General features: G+C 43.2%; 16 protein-coding genes and 1 other RNA gene. 12 read left to right on the plus strand and 5 right to left on the minus strand.

Annotation, left to right across the window (positions count from 1 at the left end):
* Positions 1-9: 9 nt before the first annotated feature.
* Complete coding sequence (locus HW45_RS22215; RefSeq protein WP_038229839.1) at positions 10-1437, minus strand: NAD-dependent succinate-semialdehyde dehydrogenase; 1428 nt, start codon at positions 1435-1437, stop codon at positions 10-12.
* Positions 1438-1731: 294 nt separating this feature from the next.
* On the opposite strand from HW45_RS22215, the gene HW45_RS22220 reads away from it, so the two are divergent.
* Entirely contained in the window at positions 1732-4263 is a 2532-nt protein-coding gene (locus tag HW45_RS22220; protein WP_038229841.1) for a choice-of-anchor D domain-containing protein, read from the plus strand.
* A 74-nt stretch (positions 4264-4337) separates the two neighbouring features.
* Here HW45_RS22220 and HW45_RS22225 read toward each other — a convergent pair whose 3' ends face one another.
* Positions 4338-5405, minus strand: a complete 1068-nt coding sequence (locus tag HW45_RS22225) for a PLP-dependent cysteine synthase family protein (protein ID WP_038229843.1) — start codon at positions 5403-5405, stop codon at positions 4338-4340.
* 122 nt (positions 5406-5527) lie between these two features.
* On the opposite strand from HW45_RS22225, the gene HW45_RS22230 reads away from it, so the two are divergent.
* The 3 genes from HW45_RS22230 (at position 5528) to HW45_RS22240 (ending at position 8712) form a co-directional block, all read left to right on the plus strand.
* Positions 5528-5989, plus strand: coding sequence for an Lrp/AsnC family transcriptional regulator (locus HW45_RS22230; protein WP_006071395.1), 462 nt, complete (start codon positions 5528-5530; stop codon positions 5987-5989).
* A gap of 108 nt (positions 5990-6097) precedes the next feature.
* Positions 6098-7273, plus strand: a complete 1176-nt coding sequence (locus HW45_RS22235) for an iron-containing alcohol dehydrogenase (protein WP_038229845.1) — start codon at positions 6098-6100, stop codon at positions 7271-7273.
* Positions 7273-8712 carry a coniferyl aldehyde dehydrogenase gene (locus tag HW45_RS22240; protein ID WP_038229847.1) on the plus strand — a complete coding sequence of 480 codons (1440 nt, stop codon included), beginning with the start codon at positions 7273-7275 and terminating at the stop codon, positions 8710-8712. Before HW45_RS22235 ends, HW45_RS22240 begins: the two co-directional genes overlap by 1 nt.
* Before the next feature lie 53 nt (positions 8713-8765).
* Here HW45_RS22240 and tesB read toward each other — a convergent pair whose 3' ends face one another.
* Positions 8766-9641 carry an acyl-CoA thioesterase II gene (gene tesB, locus HW45_RS22245; RefSeq protein ID WP_038222333.1) on the minus strand — a complete coding sequence of 292 codons (876 nt, stop codon included), beginning with the start codon at positions 9639-9641 and terminating at the stop codon, positions 8766-8768.
* A gap of 205 nt (positions 9642-9846) precedes the next feature.
* Between tesB and HW45_RS22250 the strand changes: the two genes are divergently transcribed.
* Positions 9847-10302, plus strand: coding sequence for a YbaY family lipoprotein (locus HW45_RS22250; RefSeq protein ID WP_006071391.1), 456 nt, complete (start codon positions 9847-9849; stop codon positions 10300-10302).
* A 20-nt stretch (positions 10303-10322) separates the two neighbouring features.
* Here HW45_RS22250 and HW45_RS22255 read toward each other — a convergent pair whose 3' ends face one another.
* Positions 10323-10625, minus strand: coding sequence for an MGMT family protein (locus HW45_RS22255; RefSeq protein ID WP_038229849.1), 303 nt, complete (start codon positions 10623-10625; stop codon positions 10323-10325).
* Positions 10626-10676: 51 nt separating this feature from the next.
* Here HW45_RS22255 and HW45_RS22260 point away from each other — a divergent pair, with 51 nt between their 5' ends.
* The 5 genes from HW45_RS22260 to HW45_RS22275 all read left to right on the plus strand — a co-directional run bounded on the left by HW45_RS22260 (position 10677) and on the right by HW45_RS22275 (position 14568).
* Positions 10677-11417 (plus strand): hypothetical protein, encoded by a 741-nt coding sequence (locus HW45_RS22260; RefSeq protein ID WP_038229851.1) that lies wholly within the window; start codon positions 10677-10679, stop codon positions 11415-11417.
* 193 nt (positions 11418-11610) lie between these two features.
* Positions 11611-11707, plus strand: an RNA gene (gene ffs / locus HW45_RS29050) — signal recognition particle sRNA small type.
* A gap of 104 nt (positions 11708-11811) precedes the next feature.
* Positions 11812-12345: a DUF4102 domain-containing protein gene (locus HW45_RS22265; RefSeq protein WP_038229853.1), complete on the plus strand. Its 534-nt coding sequence runs from the start codon at positions 11812-11814 to the stop codon at positions 12343-12345.
* Positions 12345-13682, plus strand: a complete 1338-nt coding sequence (locus HW45_RS22270) for a site-specific integrase (protein ID WP_038229854.1) — start codon at positions 12345-12347, stop codon at positions 13680-13682. Before HW45_RS22265 ends, HW45_RS22270 begins: the two co-directional genes overlap by 1 nt.
* Positions 13683-14106: 424 nt before the next feature.
* Complete coding sequence (locus HW45_RS22275; RefSeq protein ID WP_038229856.1) at positions 14107-14568, plus strand: PACE efflux transporter; 462 nt, start codon at positions 14107-14109, stop codon at positions 14566-14568.
* Between the two features lie 272 nt (positions 14569-14840).
* Here the strand turns inward: HW45_RS22275 and HW45_RS22280 are convergent, their stop codons facing one another.
* Positions 14841-15332, minus strand: a complete 492-nt coding sequence (locus HW45_RS22280) for a hypothetical protein (protein ID WP_038229857.1) — start codon at positions 15330-15332, stop codon at positions 14841-14843.
* 348 nt (positions 15333-15680) lie between these two features.
* On the opposite strand from HW45_RS22280, the gene HW45_RS30385 reads away from it, so the two are divergent.
* Together HW45_RS30385 and HW45_RS30045 are read left to right on the plus strand one after the other, a co-directional pair.
* Complete coding sequence (locus tag HW45_RS30385) at positions 15681-15899, plus strand: hypothetical protein (protein WP_160171227.1); 219 nt, start codon at positions 15681-15683, stop codon at positions 15897-15899.
* Positions 15835-16263 (plus strand): GGDEF domain-containing protein, encoded by a 429-nt coding sequence (locus HW45_RS30045; RefSeq protein WP_038229859.1) that lies wholly within the window; start codon positions 15835-15837, stop codon positions 16261-16263. Before HW45_RS30385 ends, HW45_RS30045 begins: the two co-directional genes overlap by 65 nt.
* Positions 16264-16803 lie beyond the last annotated feature (540 nt).

The raw sequence follows: 16803 nt of genomic DNA on the forward strand, positions 1-16803 counted from the left end.
AGCTGAGAGTTAGAGATTACCGAAGCAGATGTATTTAGTATTTAGGTATTCTTCGATCCCTTGTTTTGCACCTTCACGGCCGAAACCAGATTGTTTAATACCGCCGAATGGGGCGACTTCGGTGGAGATTATGCCTTCGTTGATACCTACCATCCCGAACTCTAATGCGTCGGCCACTCTAAAAGCGCGTTGAATATCTTTGGTATAGAAGTAGCTTGCCAAGCCATAGATGGTGTCATTGCATTGCTTGATGAGTTCGCTTTCATCTTCAAATCGAATCACCGGTGCAACGGGGCCAAATATTTCAGTTTGTACAATGTCCATATCGCTGGATACGTCGGTCAGGACGGTGGGTTGTAGATAGTTACCCGATAACTTATCGCCACCGTATTGCAGCTTGGCACCTTGCTGCAACGTCGTAGAAATCAGCGCTAAGATGCTGTCTTTAGCTTTGCTATCAATCAGTGGACCCACATGGGTATCGGCTTCCAAGCCATAGCCAACATTGAGTTGTGAGACGGCAGACACAAACTGATCAACGAACTCATCATAGATAGCGTCTTGAACATAAAAGCGATTGGCACAGACACAAGTCTGTCCTGCATTTCGAAACTTAGAGGCGATAGCGCCTTGAACGGCAGCCGGAATATCCGCATCGTCAAAGACGACAAAGGGCGCGTTGCCACCGAGTTCCATCGACGTACGTTTTATGGTGTCAGCGGTCTGTTTAAGTAAGGTTCGGCCTACTTCTGTGGAACCTGTAAATGACAGCTTCTTAATATCTTCATGGTGACAAAGTAGGTCGCCAACCAGTACAGAAGAGTGGTTATTGATAACAAACAGCAGATCTTTGGGAAGACCAGCTTGATAGGCAAGCTCAGCGATGGCGTAAGCCGATAGAGGGGTTTGGTTCGCAGGTTTCACGATACAGCTACAACCTGCAGCCAACGCTGGGGCTACCTTTCGAGTGATCATGGCAATAGGAAAGTTCCAAGGCGTGATGGAAGCGGTCACCCCTATTGGCTGCTTAGTGGTCATGAGTCGTTTTCCTGCAGCAGGAGCAGGAATAGTGTCACCGTAGGTACGTTTGGCTTCCTCTGCAAACCACTTTATAAAGCTGGCACCATAAACCACTTCACCTTTAGCCTCGGTCAGCGGTTTGCCTTGTTCTAGTGTCATGATTTGCGCTAGCTCATCACTGTACTCAGTTACCAGCTCGAACCACTTATTCAAAATAGTGGCACGATGGCTGGCGGTGGTAGTTTGCCATTCTTGTTGCGCGACCTTAGAGCGTTCTATTTTGTGATTAATGTCTTCAATGGAAAGAGAAGGTATATATCCCACAATGGAGTCATCATGTGGGTTATATACTGCAATAGAATGGTCAGTTTCATTATTAAATGCAGCGAGCAGTTCGTTATTATTTATATATTCCATTATTCATTCTCCCAACTAATGTAACGTTGAGAATAGGCGAATCGGTTTACTCGGCTTAGTACCAGTTAGCACTATTTTCTGGTACCAGATTAAGATGGTTATTGAGGGGAATAATAATTTGCTGGTACCACGAAATAGTGGCAACTGGTACCTATCAGGTATTTTGGCTTTTCTATTATTAGTTCGATTGTGAGCCGTCAACTGTGTGCGACATTAAGTGCAATATTTCAGAGTGCGGCAATCATAAAGTCCCTATTCAGGGAAGAACATTGACTTTATATTTGGAGAAATAGAATGAAGCCTTCTCTCTGTCTCTCGCTAGTATCTGTTGTGCTTTATTCAGTACCAACAGTAGCGGATGAGCTTTTTTATGATGACTTTAATTCGGGGTTGTCTAATTGGATTGCTTATGGAAATACCAGCACCAGTGACACAGTTGTTATTGATGGTTTATCGGCTTATCTAAAAGAAACGGGTTCAATAGAAAGAGTAATAAACGTCAGCGGTTATAGTGATATTAATGTGGACTACTTACTCGCAGCGAGACTACTTGAGTCAGCTGATTATTGTATAGCAGAATACTCAACGGACGATGGCAACAGTTACACGCAGGTGTCAGTGCTCACTAATGGACAAGACGGTGGCGATTTTTACCCATCGTCGATAACTATTCCTTCAAGCAACAACCTAACCCTTCGTTTTAGAGCGCAAACGGGCGGTGCTGACCATTGCTATGTGGAGAATGTGTCAGTAACAGGAACAGCCAATTCGGGCGGAGAGAATCCAAGTATTGTTGTAGCGGAGCAAGCCAACTTTGGTAACCAGCTGATTGATAGTCAAACTCAAAAGCAAATCTCGGTAGCGAATTCAGGAATGCAGTCGCTCATCATTAACAGTGCTCAAGTTTCTGGCGCGGATTATGTGTTAGTCAATAATAGCTGTGATGGAGTCACGTTGGATAACAACATCTCTTGTGATGTGACGGTGCAGTTTGAGCCAACGACATCTGGATTAAAAACCGGAACACTTAGCCTAGATAGTAATGATCCTCAAAATCCAACCGCTCAAGTGACGTTAAGTGGCTATGGGGTTGAAGATAACAGCGGAGAGTATACGGAGAATTATCAACCGCTCACTGGCAGTGGGAGTGTGAGTCGTAACCAACTGACTTACTCTGAGCTTAACAGTAGCAATGCAGTTTCCTATTTAGCGACAACTCAGGCGTTTGCATTACCGAGTGAGGCTGCTCAACCAGAGCATAATTTTGAAGGGACGTTAACTCTTATCGCCCCTGAGAGTGCAGGAGTCGGCCAGTTTACCGAGCATAGAGATACCTTCCGTTACACTGGGAATGGTGATGATCCTAGAAAGCATATTCCTGACTTCTCCTTCTCATTTGTTCAAAGTGGTACCCACTTAATTCCTGTAGAACGCGGTATTAATCTTGGCTCTCATCCATACTGGGAGTACATTTTAGAGCCGGGGAGAGTATGGAAAGAAAACTCGGACAATGGTTCAAGCCGGGCAGCCATTCCGTTTTCTCTTATCCAAAAGAACTCGAATTGTGTCCATAATGGCCTAATGATGTTTACCTTTGATAATCAATCTGTTAGTCAGGTCGCTTATCAGATCGCCTCTGAAACATGTCTGTATTATCAGTTTGATATGTGGGGAAGTGTAGCCGCTACGTATACTCCTCATACTGTCGCAGACAGCTTAGCGCTCAAACAAGCGCATCAGGCGTATGAGCACTCGAAAATTGAAACGCGAGCCTTGAGTGAACTTGTTAGTGACTATCCATCTATTGGCTTGAACCTTGCCAATATTGGTAGTGGTGTGACGCCGGAGTATATGACCGCTTATGGGGTGTTTTTCAACGGTGTTCACTATCGTGCTGAATGCAGTACACGACAAGGTGTGCACCCGTACTGTGATCGCTTGAGAATACCATCTTATTCAACGGCTAAAACCGCATTTGCGGGTACGGTTTCGATGAGGCTAGAGGCTATGTATCCAGGCTACATGAATACTGACCTGACTTCACTCGTACCTGAAACTGCCAATGATCCAGAAGGGGATTGGCAAGATGTAACACCGAACCATGCGTTGGATATGGCGACGGGTAATTATAGATTGTCCTCAAGTTCTATGAGTGATGAAGGCTCGACGGCTAATGATACTGGCTTCTTTCTGGTCCTAGGCCACCAAGACAAACTCGATTACTCAATAAGTCGTTACCCTCGTAAGTCGGCGCCGGGTTCATTGTTTATCTATCACACGACCGATACCTATATTGCAACCGTTGCAGCTCAGAATTTTACCAAGAGTCAGTTAGGTAGCAGCTTTGATGTATTCAATGACGTGCTGGTGGCGGATATTTGGTCGCCACTGGGTATTGATGAAGGTTCGAAAGACACCCGTCGCACCTATGACAGTGAAGGTATGCCATTTGGTGGATTTGGTTTGACCTTCCTGAGCGATGATATTGTGAAGTTGTCTAAGTTCACTTCTATTGATAGGGGCGCCGTTAATGGTCAACAACTACTGGATCCAGCAGAACTAGCGATCGCGTTATTTGAAGACCCAACGTCACCTCCGCTGCCGACGACAATCACTAATAAATATTACGCCAATAGTATGTGGGGTAAATCTGTGATGGTTGATTCAGGATGTGAGGTGATGATTCCGTTTATGTCGGGCTATGGTGGCATACAGTTTGTGATGTTGCCGAATGGTGTGATCTATTATTATGTGAGTGATAATGATGAGTTTAATTGGGATACAAGTGCTATTGAGTTAGGCAAATTGGCACCGTATTGCAATTGAGGTCTAAAGCTAGGAATTGAATAAACAAAAACGCCACTTCGCTTACCGAAGTGGCGTTTGGTCTTCATTGAAGATTAAGCCAGTTCACCTGTCGCTTCGAAGCCTTCTAGCTTGTCAGTGTAAGGTTGTAGATCGCCAATGTTGTTATTAATCCATTCTGCGTTGTAGTAAGTGTCTAGATAACGCTCGCCACTGTCACAGAGTAGGGTGACAATAGAGCCTTTCTCGCCGCGCTTTTTCATTTCACCAGCCAATTGCAACACACCGTATAAGTTAGTACCTGTCGATGCCCCGACTTTACGACCTAGCATTTTCTCCAACCAGTGGATGGTAGCAATACTTGCCGCATCAGGAATGGTGCGCATTTCATCGACCACACCTGGGATAAAGCTAGGTTCCACACGAGGGCGGCCAATGCCTTCAATTTTGCTACCACAGTCACCGGTAATATCAGCATTACCTGTTTTAAAGAAGTCATGGAACACAGAATTCTCTGGGTCGACAACACACAATTTAGTGTCGTGCATTTGATAACGGATAAAGCGTCCGATTGTTGCAGATGTACCGCCAGTCCCCGGGCTCATTACTACCCATGTAGGAATTGGATGATCTTCTAGCTCCATTTGATTAAAAATAGAGTTGGCAATGTTGTTGTTACCACGCCAGTCTGTAGCACGCTCTGCGTAGGTAAATTGGTCCATATAGTGGCCGTTAAGTTCTCTCGCTAAGCGGTGAGATTCTGCATAGATTTGGTCAGGACGATCAACTAGGTGAGCTTTACCGCCATAGAATTCGATTTGCTCGATCTTCTTACGAGCTGTGCTCTTTGGCATAACTGCGATAAATGGCAAGCCAAGTAGGCGCGCGAAGTAAGCTTCAGAAACCGCAGTGCTACCTGATGATGATTCAATAACCGTCGTCTTTGGACCAATCCAACCGTTACAAAGCGCATAAAGGAAAAGAGAACGCGCTAAACGGTGCTTTAACGAACCAGTAGGGTGTGTACTTTCATCTTTTAGATAAACATCGATACCCTCGATGCTTGGAAGATCGAGTTTGATGAGGTGCGTATCGGCTGAGCGTTGGAAGTCTGCCTCAATTTTACGGATGGCGTCATTTACCCATTTTTGGTCGTTGTGCATAGTTGAGCGTCCTATTTTCTTTTTAATATGGTGATAATTTACCTACATACCCAGAGAAAAACTTTGCTATATTGTCTGTGGTTTTGCAAATTAGTAGAAAAGTTTTCTATTTGGAGAGTTTGGTGGATATAGATAATACCGATAAAAAGTTGCTTGCACTTTTACAACAGGACGGCACCTTGTCACTAAATGAGTTAGCTGATGCGGTAAATTTGACAACTACACCGTGTTGGAAGCGACTAAAAAAACTCGAAGATCAAGGAATCATTGATAAACGTGTTGCTTTGCTAGATCCAGAAAAGCTCGGCTTGTCATTCACCGCTTTCGTGCAAGTCAAAACGACTGATCACTCACATGAGTGGTATAAAGAATTTGTCGAAACCGCATCACTTTTTCCGGAAGTGATGGAGTTTTATCGCATGGCTGGTGAGTATGACTACATGATGAAAGTGCTGGTTAAAGACATGAAGTGCTTTGATGAGTTTTACAAAAAGCTAGTCAATAGCATTGATGGTTTGTCTAATGTGACCTCTACATTTGCGATGGAACCGTTGAAGTACACCACGGCGTTACCGATACGTTGATTCAGTAAAAGCTCTCAACTTATTGCCATCAAGCTTGCTTCATCTGAGTAATAACTCTATAAAAATAGACTAGATTCATATCAAAATTGGCAGGCAAAGGAGTGTCATATGCTGCATCAGTTAATGGTGTCGGTAAAAAAACCGTTTATCAAAATGGTACCAGTGCCTAAGCCAGAGTGCTTGTCGGGCTCTGGTCAAGTACTTAACGTTCCATCACTATGTCATCAATATTCAGTGAAAAGGCCGTTAGTGGTAACGGATGGAGTGTTGAGAAAACTGGGGCTGCTCGATGATATGCTGGCCGCATTGGACGCCGCCGCTATTGAATACAGTTTGTTTGATGAAGTCCTTCCTGACCCCGACTTTGCCACGGTTCGCAAAGGCGTTGAGCGTTATAAACAGCAGAGTTGCGATGGCATTATTGCGTTCGGAGGTGGGTCACCAATGGATTGCGCTAAGGCGATTGCTGGCAGTGCGAAATCTAACAAAGATGTCTCTAAGCTGACGGGATTGCTTAAAGTACACCGTCCACTGATGCCAATTATTGCGATTCCAACAACAGCAGGCACAGGCTCTGAAGGGACGGTAGCGGCGGTAGTCAGCGATGTAGAGTCCAAAATGAAGCGCTCTATTACCGATCCGTTCTTAGTCCCGAAAGTGGCGGTGTTAGACCCTGATATTATGTTGGGCTTACCGGCACAAATTACCGCAGAAACGGGGGCGGATGCCTTAACTCATGCCGTTGAATCTTATCTGAGCCAATATTCAAATACCTTTACTGAAACGTGCTCAATCAACGCAATTCAAGCAATTTTCGACTATCTTCCAGCTGCTTATCTGCAAGGTAGTGACAAAGTCGCGCGAGAAAAAATGGCTATAGCGAGTTATGAGGCTGGCTTGGCGTTTACCCGAACTTATATTGGTTATGTTCATGCAATTGCCCATCAACTAGGGGCTTTTTACCATGTTCCTCATGGTAGGGCGAATGCGGTGGTATTGCCCCATGTACTTCGCTTTATTGAACAAAGAGATAACGCAAGACTGACAAAGCTGTCGTTGGCCTTGGGATATAAAGACAGTCATCACTTTATTGAAAATGTCGATTCGTTGCTCCGTACTCTGAATATTCCAACGGTGATACCGGAGCTTAAGAAGTCCGACATTCCTCGCTTGGCAAAACAAGCGATTAAGGAAGCGTTTGGTGAGTATCCGGTACCTGAAGAGATGACGGTACCGGAGTGCCAACAACTTTTAGACACATTACTTGATACAGGAGCGCATTAATGAGTGCAGTTGAACTCAATGAACAACAGATGATAGAGCGACTTCAAGAACAGAAAGCCGCATTTAAAGAGTCTCCTTGTATTAGTCGTGAACTCAGACGCGTCAACTTGCTCAAACTGGAAAAAATCCTGCGAGAGAATCAATCTGAGATCTGTGAAGCCATCGCTAAGGACTTTGGGCATCGTTCTTCAACAGAAACAGCGCTGCTAGAAATTTTTTCTTCCATTGATGGCATTATTGATGCCAGAAAGCAGCTAAAAAAATGGATGCGTCCAAAACAACGTCATACTTCAGTTTGGTTCTGGCCTGCGAAAAATAAAGTCGTGCCTCAACCGCTAGGTGTGGTTGGGATTATCGTACCTTGGAACTATCCTCTTTATTTGGCTGTGGGGCCTATGACCGCCGCGTTGGCTGCGGGTAACCGTGTCATGGTAAAGATGTCGGAGAACTCAACTCATCTCTGCCAAGCTTTAGCGCAAGCATTTTCCAGTGCATTTACCGAAGATGAAGTGTGCTTTATCTCCGAAACTGGCTCGACGGGTCAAGCGTTCTCAAAACTTCCATTTGACCACCTTATTTTTACTGGTTCTGGTGCTACGGGCCGTAAGGTTATGGCTGCGGCAGCAGAGAATCTAACACCGGTGACCTTAGAACTGGGCGGAAAATCTCCAACCATCATCGCACCAGATTACGATGTGAAGAAAGCACTCAAGCGCATTCTTGGCGGCAAAGTGTATAACTCTGGGCAGACATGTGTGGCTCCGGATTACTTGTTAGTGCCGGAAGACAAGCTCAAGCATGTGATTAGAGCAGCGAAATCAGTGATGAAGAGTCGTTATAAAACTATTGACCACCCAGATTACACTGCAGTGATAGATGAGGTGTCGTTTACTCGCCTTAACGAGACGCTTCAATCTGCGAAGGAAGGGCAGGGCGAGGTGATTAACCTTATCCCAGCAAGTGAGCCAGACGTTCAGACTCGACGTTTTCCTTTACATTTAGTGGTAAGCCCCACTTGCGATGAGCCAGTCATGACCAGAGAGATTTTTGGTCCTATCTTGCCAGTACTGACTTACAAATCCATGGACGATGTTTACCATTTCATTAATGAACGTGACCGACCACTGGCGCTGTATCTATTCTCTGATGATAAAGAACTGCAACAAGCGGTGTTGGAAAATACCATGTCCGGCGCGCTAACCATCAATGATGTGATGCTTCATGTGGCACAGCATGATTTGCCGTTCGGTGGTGTAGGGCCAAGTGGTATGGGGCATTATCATGGGCGCGAAGGGTTTGAGACTTTTTCTAAACTGCGTCCAATCATGCACCAAGGCAAGATGTCAGCGATTGGTTTTTTGCATTCACCTTACTCAGGATTCGCTCGTCGTGTGGTGAATTATCTAATCAATCGAAAGTGGGGCAAGTACCCTCACTAACCTGAGAATCAGAGTAAGAACGAAAAGGCGGGGATGATTCCCCGCCTTTTTTATTAGTATCGTGACGTTTCGTCGGTAAAGCGCATAACCCCTTCTTGAACTGAAGAAGCAATGAGCTCGCCTTTTTGGTTGAAAATTTCGCCACGAACCAATCCTCGAGAGTTACTAGCGTTCGGGCTATCTATTACATACAACAACCACTCATCCATTTTCACAGGACGATGGAACCAGATGGAATGGTCGATGGTGGCAACCTGAAATTTAGGGGTTAACAAGGTAACACCATGGGGATGCAGTGCGGTAGTTAAGAAACCCCAATCTGATGCGTACCCAAGCAGGTACTGGTGGATAAGCTGATTGTCTGGCATCTCACCGTTTGCACGAATCCAAAGGTATTGTTTGGGCTCTGCCTTTTCTGGCTTCAATGGATTGATGACGGTCACTGGACGCATTTCAATTGGTTTTTCACCGCAAAAAGCTTTGCGAAGCTTTTCTGGAAGAAAGTCAGCGATTCGTGCTGCCAATTCAGATTCTGAAGCGTAGTTTTCCGGGCCTGGTATTTCTGGCATGGCGCTTTGATGCTCAAAGCCTGGTGCTTCACCATGGTAACTCGCCGTTAAGTAGAAAATGGGGCGACCATTTTGGATGGCTTTGACGCGGCGAGTACTAAAACTCTTGCCATCTCTCAGATTTTCCACATCGTAAATGATGGGCTTTTCTGGGTCACCGGGGTAGAGAAAGTAACTGTGGAAGGAGTGAACTGTTCTATCTTCAGCTACGGTATAACGCGCTGCAGACAACGCTTGTCCAATCACTTGGCCACCATAAACTTGCGGTAAACCAAGGTTCTCACTTTGCCCGCGGAACAAGTCAACTTCGAGCTGTTCTAGCTGTAATAGTTCTAATAAATCGCTTAGTGGTTTACTCATAGCACCCATCTTTTATTCATAACTTTATTAGCCAAGTGTGGGTTTTGCTGTCAATTTCGTCAAGCAGATAAAAATGTAGGAATTGGGTGAATTTATTGAAAAAAAGCGTGTTTTTGTTAAGCGAGATACCGTATATCTGATATGTTTATTGCATATTGTTCCTGTTTTTTGCACAGGTCGTAATCAAAAACTCAAGAGAGGCATCATGAAAAAGACACTCATCGGCACGCTGGTTATTGCTTTAGGTCTAGGCTTGGTAGGGTGTCAATCTGCACCTCAATCAGACGCAGCATCTCAAGTTGAACAACAGAAGAAGATGGAAGACAGTATGTCATCAGTGAAAGGCACAATTGCTTACAGAGAGCGTATTGCATTACCGCCTAATGCCGTAGTGACAGTGAAACTTCAAGATGTATCGCTACAAGACGTTGCTGCCACAGTGATCAGTGAGCAAACCTTTACAACCGATGGTGCACAAGTGCCGTTTGATTTTGAGTTAAGCTACGACATGGCGGATATCAAAGCGAAGCATACTTATAGTGTGAGCGCTCGCATTGAAGTAGATGGCAAACTGCGTTTTATCAGTGATACCTCATACCCTGTTATCACAGACGCGAACCAAACAGCAAACGTAAATATGATGTTAGTTGGTGTGCGCTAATACCTATCACTGGATGGCAGTTATGGCTGCCATCCAAATTCTTTCAAACGAACCCTACCTTTGATTGAAAACGCCACGCCTTCCTCCATTAATCGCGCTCTTTGTCTTAAGAAATCATCTCCTTTTAGCGATATCTCTCCTTTGCCATTAATCACTCGATGCCAAGGTAATGCACTGCCTTCAGGTAAGTTACCTAATGCTTTGCCAACATGGCGTGCATAACCTGGATAGCCCGCCATTTTTGCAATTTGACCGTAAGTCGCGACTTTTCCAAGTGGAATTTGGTGAATTACTGCAAAGATTTGCGCCTTAAATTGATCCATACTGAAGGTGTCCTAGTTCATTTTGCCAAGGATAGGTAATAAGGAGGAGCTATGGTATTTTCCGTTTTTCAATTCATAATCACAAGTCTACTTGTTGTAGTTTGTGCTAGAACTATCAGCGTTACCGAAGGGGATATCCCTGTGCTAGCGATGATGATCCCTGCGCTGTGGATCTTGCCTCAGGGTGGCATAGCAGGACTGATGCTGCTTGCTTCAATGGTGGTATATGGCCTCACTTTACCCCTTCAGTCTATTGCGATGTCGGTGGCGGTTTGGATACTAATCCCAGTATTTTCTGTCGCGTTTTCCAAACGAAGTAATATATGGGTCGTCAGCATCATAGGGCTCATAGTCTTGACCCTCAATGTTGGGATTATGCTCACCCAATCGGCGGGTAAATTAGGTGGCACCCCTATGGTGACACTTGTTCAAGCTTTCTCAGTTTTCGTTGCTTGGTATGCGGCGCGAAACTGGAAAGGTTCAACGGAGCATAGCTGGTGGTCATTGGCATTGATATTGCCAATTTGGGCGGCCGGTTTGCCATACGCCGCATTGGTATCTTTGTGTATTACCGGAATTTTAGCTTCGATGGAAAGTCTCGGAAGACTTAAAACATTTCGTTGGAACAAACTGTTGTGCTGGACACTGCCCACGGTAGGTTTTGCCGCTTTAGTCGTAGTGCCATCGATAGAAGTACCTAAACCAGTATTTGTTGTTTGGCTCTGTTTATTGGGCACAGCATGGATGACCGACTACATTCTGAGCATAGATGAAGAACAGCAAGAGCCCTAAAGCCCTTTTTGAGCAAGATAAAGCGCAGACATTGACTACAGTGTCGGCGCTTTGACTATTCTGTAAGCACTTAATCTACTTAGGGTACAAATTTGCGGTGATGGCCTTGCATTCATCGTCACGATAACTGATAATCCTCCCACGCCTTGCAACAGTGACCCTTCACCAAGCAACGCAACAAAATCTATGGAGGCCCTGGTCCTCCCGCAACAATAGCTCGTGAACTCGGTCAGGTCCGGAAGGAAGCAGCCGCAGCGAGTGACTTGTGTGCCGGGATGTGGCTGGGGCTTCCACCCATCTAGCGTTTAGTAATTTGTAATCAACGAGTTATAACGCACCACACCTTTCAAATAGCATAGAAAACGCGACTGGTACTGAACTTAGGTACTGAGCTATGCGCTATCTCACTCAATCTAGTAATCATTCTTGGACTTTCCGTTTCCAATTTCCTCGGCGTGTTCGTGACTATTTTTATGGTCAATTTGAATATAAGTGGTCGTTGGGTAAAGTGACGCCAAGAGAGGCTCGTTCGAAAGCTCTAGAGCTTGAAAAACGGCTTATCGACGTCATTTGGAGGGTAGAAGACGCGATAGATCGACCGTCGTCTTGTGAAGGAAAAGAACTTGTCACTTGCCAACTGGCTGCCAGAATGAAAGTGGATATGTTCCTAGCTGTAGACGCATACAAAAGGGTTTCAGCTTCACCAAAGCTTCAAGGCGCACTGCGAAGGTTGATGTCAGGTAAGGACAAGCAGACCCTCTCCTTATCCGCATCTAGAGACCTACTGTGCATTCATAAGCTATATCCAAGCACCACATCACCTGAATCAAGAGCCCAGCAAATGTGGGCACTGATTTACGACGAATGTTTGACCTGTCAGGAATCCTTTAAGAATAAAGTGAAAAAGACGCTTATCACTATAAACTAATGCTGGAAGCTCGTAACAGTCTGGAATGTTTCGACTTTTCACGGTTTTCGGAAGTACTGAAAGCACTAAGGAAAAACGCTGTCGAGAGTTTAACGGTAGTTGCTCCAGATGAATGTTTCGAGGAGTTTGAGCAACATCCCCCCTTAAAAAACATTGCAGTTGATACCTCTGCCGACATAACTACTTCAAAAGTGAATGAAAGAGAAGGTAGCACTGGTGCAGAGAGCGCGAGTGAGGTGGATATACGGTGGTATTGCGAACAATACCAGACACACCGAAACAACAAATTAGGGGTAAGAAAGAATAGTGAAGGTGTGGCGCTAGAAGCGCAGAAAACGATTGAGATGTGCCTTCTTGTACATGAGCTCATAGGGGTTCACGATATTACTCAAATCAACGTCACCCATGCAGATCATGCGCTCTCACAACTACGACAGTTTCCTAAAGTTTCCAACTCTAAAATTAACAACAAACGCTTCCATGCTTTTCCAAAGCACCAATGGGTTAAAATCAATCAAGGCGCCGGGCTTGAGGTGATATCAGAATCGACAGTGGGCAGATACATTGAGAAAACCTCAACGATCTACAGTTGGATACGAGACAATTTTCCTATTCAATCTATCAATCCCTTCTGCGGTCTGGCATCTAAAAGCGGTGGACCAGTGCTAGATGAAGAGGACAATGTTGCATCGTTTAGCAAAAACGACCTTGTAAAAATATTCAGTCAACCCATTTTCACCGAGCATAAAATCAAAAGACATTACACGAAGCGGATTCCCAAATATTCACAATACTGGATGCCTCTAATCGCGCTTCTAAGCGGAATGAGACCTAACGAGATTGCTCAGCTTAAACGCAAGGATTGCGTTCTCAGAGACGACATACTGTTCTTCCAGCTATCAAATCAAGATGAAGACCAATCTCTAAAGAACAAACGCGCACGACGAGCAATACCAGTGCACAGCAAACTGATCGAGTTGGGCTTCGAGAGATTCATTGAACCACTTGCTTCTGATGAGCGGCTGTTCCCTGAGCTGTCTTACAGCAACAAGGAAGGCTATTACAAATCGTTTGGAGAGTGGTTCAAGAGATATTTTTCTAGCTACATTGACTTAACTGGCGAAGGGAAGCGGTTTTACAGTTTCCGCCATACGTTTATCGATCAGTTCAAGCAGCGAGGTTCTATAGCAGCGGTACCCGCTTCGATTGTTGGCCATAAGAATGGAAGCATCACTTACGATGCCTATGGCAGTAAAGCAGATTTGGCTACTTTGAGGAACTACATTGAGACGGTGAAATTTGATGAAGTCCTTAAAAAGGTGAAGCCTTTGAAGTAGAGCGGCCAATGTACCTCTGTAGATAGAAATATAAGTGGAACACCCTGGTGCAAACGTGATGGTGTGGTCAGTCTTACGGGCTCACACCGGTCTTGCGGACTCGACATCTAAAACGTTTTTGGACAAAAGTAAGTCAGTAAGTGTTCAAACTGAGTATTTCAGTTATTTGTTTAGATATCTGCACTCGATTAACACTGTTAACAAGTGATGGCAAAAGCATCAAGTAATTTTGTCTGATTAACTTTTGGTCAATCAATTGCCTTACGCTGTCTTATAAAAATTAGCCACTTAGCAACATCCATTAATAATTTAACTATGTAATGGTTTACATTATTAGCGAAGTCGTTATTCGCAATGTTAACGCATCAATTTCTATAGTGTAAGCTCCACCTAAATTGATAAATATCAAGGAACGGTTAAATTTATGAAAAAAACAGGACGTGAATTTAAAGATCGATTAAGGCATACAATCTATTTCGAATTTGTATTATTAACAGTAGCTACCCCTATACTAACCTTAGTAAGTCATACAGGTTTTCAAGCAGCTGCATTGTCAGCGATTTCCTTATCCATTATAGCAATGGTTTGGAACTTCATTTTCAATCTTCTTTTCGACGCTTTCATGGTAAAGAAAACAGGGTCTGTTGAGAAGTCGCAAAAAGATCGCGTACTGAACGCACTTCTCTTCGAATCTGGATTATTAGCCTTATCCCTCCCCGTTATTGCGTACACACTTCAAATCTCAATTTTGCAAGCTTTTATTGTTGATCTAGGGTTTGTTATTTTCGCCCTAGTCTATAGCTACATTTTTAATTACACGTATGACAAAATATTCCCAATTAATACAACGCTGCAATATCAAAGGAATAAGTCTTCCATTGTGTAATTGTTCTTAATTTGGTAGCTCGCCATCAATGAGCTTTGGCATAGCGAAGGGAACTCGCTGGTGTGAATACGGCTCCCCAAAGGTATTCACGCAACTTTATGCGTAACGATTTCTGAGCCATTTAATCGCTCTCGTTATGAATAATCCATTGTAAGCTCATCGATAAAGCATGTTTCTGATAATCTACCAAGCTTTAAGCATATAATTAGTCGTACAAAATAAGTAGTAGGTAGAGATGAAACTTAGACTCTACCTACTAGAGTTTTGGATAATTAGTATGACCTAGCTTCAACTTTCATATTCTCTGCCCAGATATATTGTTCAGAATCCTTCGAGTCACGGTCATAGAATTTGATAGACCAATTGGTGCCTTGTTCTAACATCATTGCCCAATACATCTTCCAGCCATCTTCAAACGTAACTTCAATGAAGCCATCTTGTGAAATAACCCATGTGATTGGTTGAATAGTTTTACCTGTATATTTACCTGTACCATCAGCCATAAACTCGTATGCGCGATACTTACCTGAACGATTTACTCTTGAGACCTTCGCTCCTGAAACCACCTCTTCCGTGAATATGTCAAAACCTCCACAATCAATTAACGATTGTTTATATGCATCCCAGCTTGCAGACTTATCGTTATAGTCATCACCTACTTCACATGCTGGTTCGACGGCTGAAGCTTCCGTTGGTCCATCGGCCGTTGACTGACATCCAACAAGTGCACATCCCAATACTATTGTTCCCATGAGTTTATTCATTCATACATCCTTCGATTTTGAACTTAGTGTTATAAAAAACCACACTGCTTGTGGCACGTATTACCAATACTACAAAAGATTAGCAGCTCTGTTTTTATTATCATTTTTGTAAATATCACCTTTTTCAATTTTGTGAATAAAATCTCAGTAAAACCCCAGACAAATACAAGCCACAAATATATACACATAGATAAATAGGCATTGTGAATGTGTTGTGCTTTCTAACTTCTATGGTTATGTTATTAATATGGAGGATTTAGTATGATTTGATTTGACTGTCCTAGATAATTAAGAGAGATTATTACTAGTCTTGTACGCGCGAATGTATCGCCTATAATTGTTAGTGGTTTGAGTGGTAATATTTTATACATAAATAAAAAATATATTGGTATCTTGGGGTGCGATGGGCAGGATATATTCAAAGAGAATGTGGTAATTAGTCATCCAGATAGCTTTAGTACTAATCACTTTATAAGAATATCTTTATTAAGTGGTGTGATTTATGAAATGGAAACAAACAAGATCTATCAACGAAAAAACGGTAGTTTTTTTTCACGCGGAACTTAGTATTAAGTTATTTTCTTGTAAGAAAACGTCAACAAAGTTGTTTGTTTCTACCCTCAGGTTCGTAGAGAGAAGTGCGAGGAATGAAAGTTTGTATGAGTTAGCTTTTAAGGACATGATGACTGGCTTTTATAATAGAAACTATCTAAGAATGATTATGGATACTCACAATAAAGTTGACAACAGTACCGTTATATATTTCGATATAGACGAATTAAAAACCATAAATGACCAATATGGGCATGCAATAGGAGACAAGGTAATTGTCGGTTTTGCTGAGCATATAAAGAGAAGTACTCTCTATCCATGCACCATTATAAGATTAGGTGGTGACAAATTTACTTCAATTATTTATGATAGATTATAAAAAGATATTTTAGACAATTTAGTTAAATCGTTAAGTTCGTTTAATATAGTATTTCCTTGTGTTTCGGTTTATTCCGTTCGTGTTAGTATAGGTTTTGCAACAGTTTCATGTCTACACGATCTTGATACTACAATAGCGCTTGCGGATAAAGAAATACACCTCAATAAGAAGCGTGCAAAAAGTAAAGGTGATTGAATGTTGATGTATAGAGGCATTGTTAAGTTTAACTCGAGAACGAAAGTTAATTAAGTTACTCTGTAGTAGTCCTTCTTTATTTGAATGTTGTCTCGCAATTGTCCTCATCCTATAATCATAAAGTTAATTCATCCCCAAACTTAGTGGGAATTGCACATTCATGAGTAGATCTTAGTATTCCAATTTAGTGCATCTGAGGTCTTTCACTAAACTGTTATGCGCGCTCCCAATCAAGAATAAGTGGGGCAAGGGCTTTTTCAATGAGCGATGAGTTTAATCTTCATGCTAAATATTTTCATCGTTAGCATTGCATTTTGTAACACGTAATGGGGCGTGCGACGTGAA

The organism is Vibrio sp. ER1A (assembly GCF_000733315.1).
Classification (GTDB): Bacteria; Pseudomonadota; Gammaproteobacteria; order Enterobacterales; family Vibrionaceae; genus Vibrio; species Vibrio mediterranei.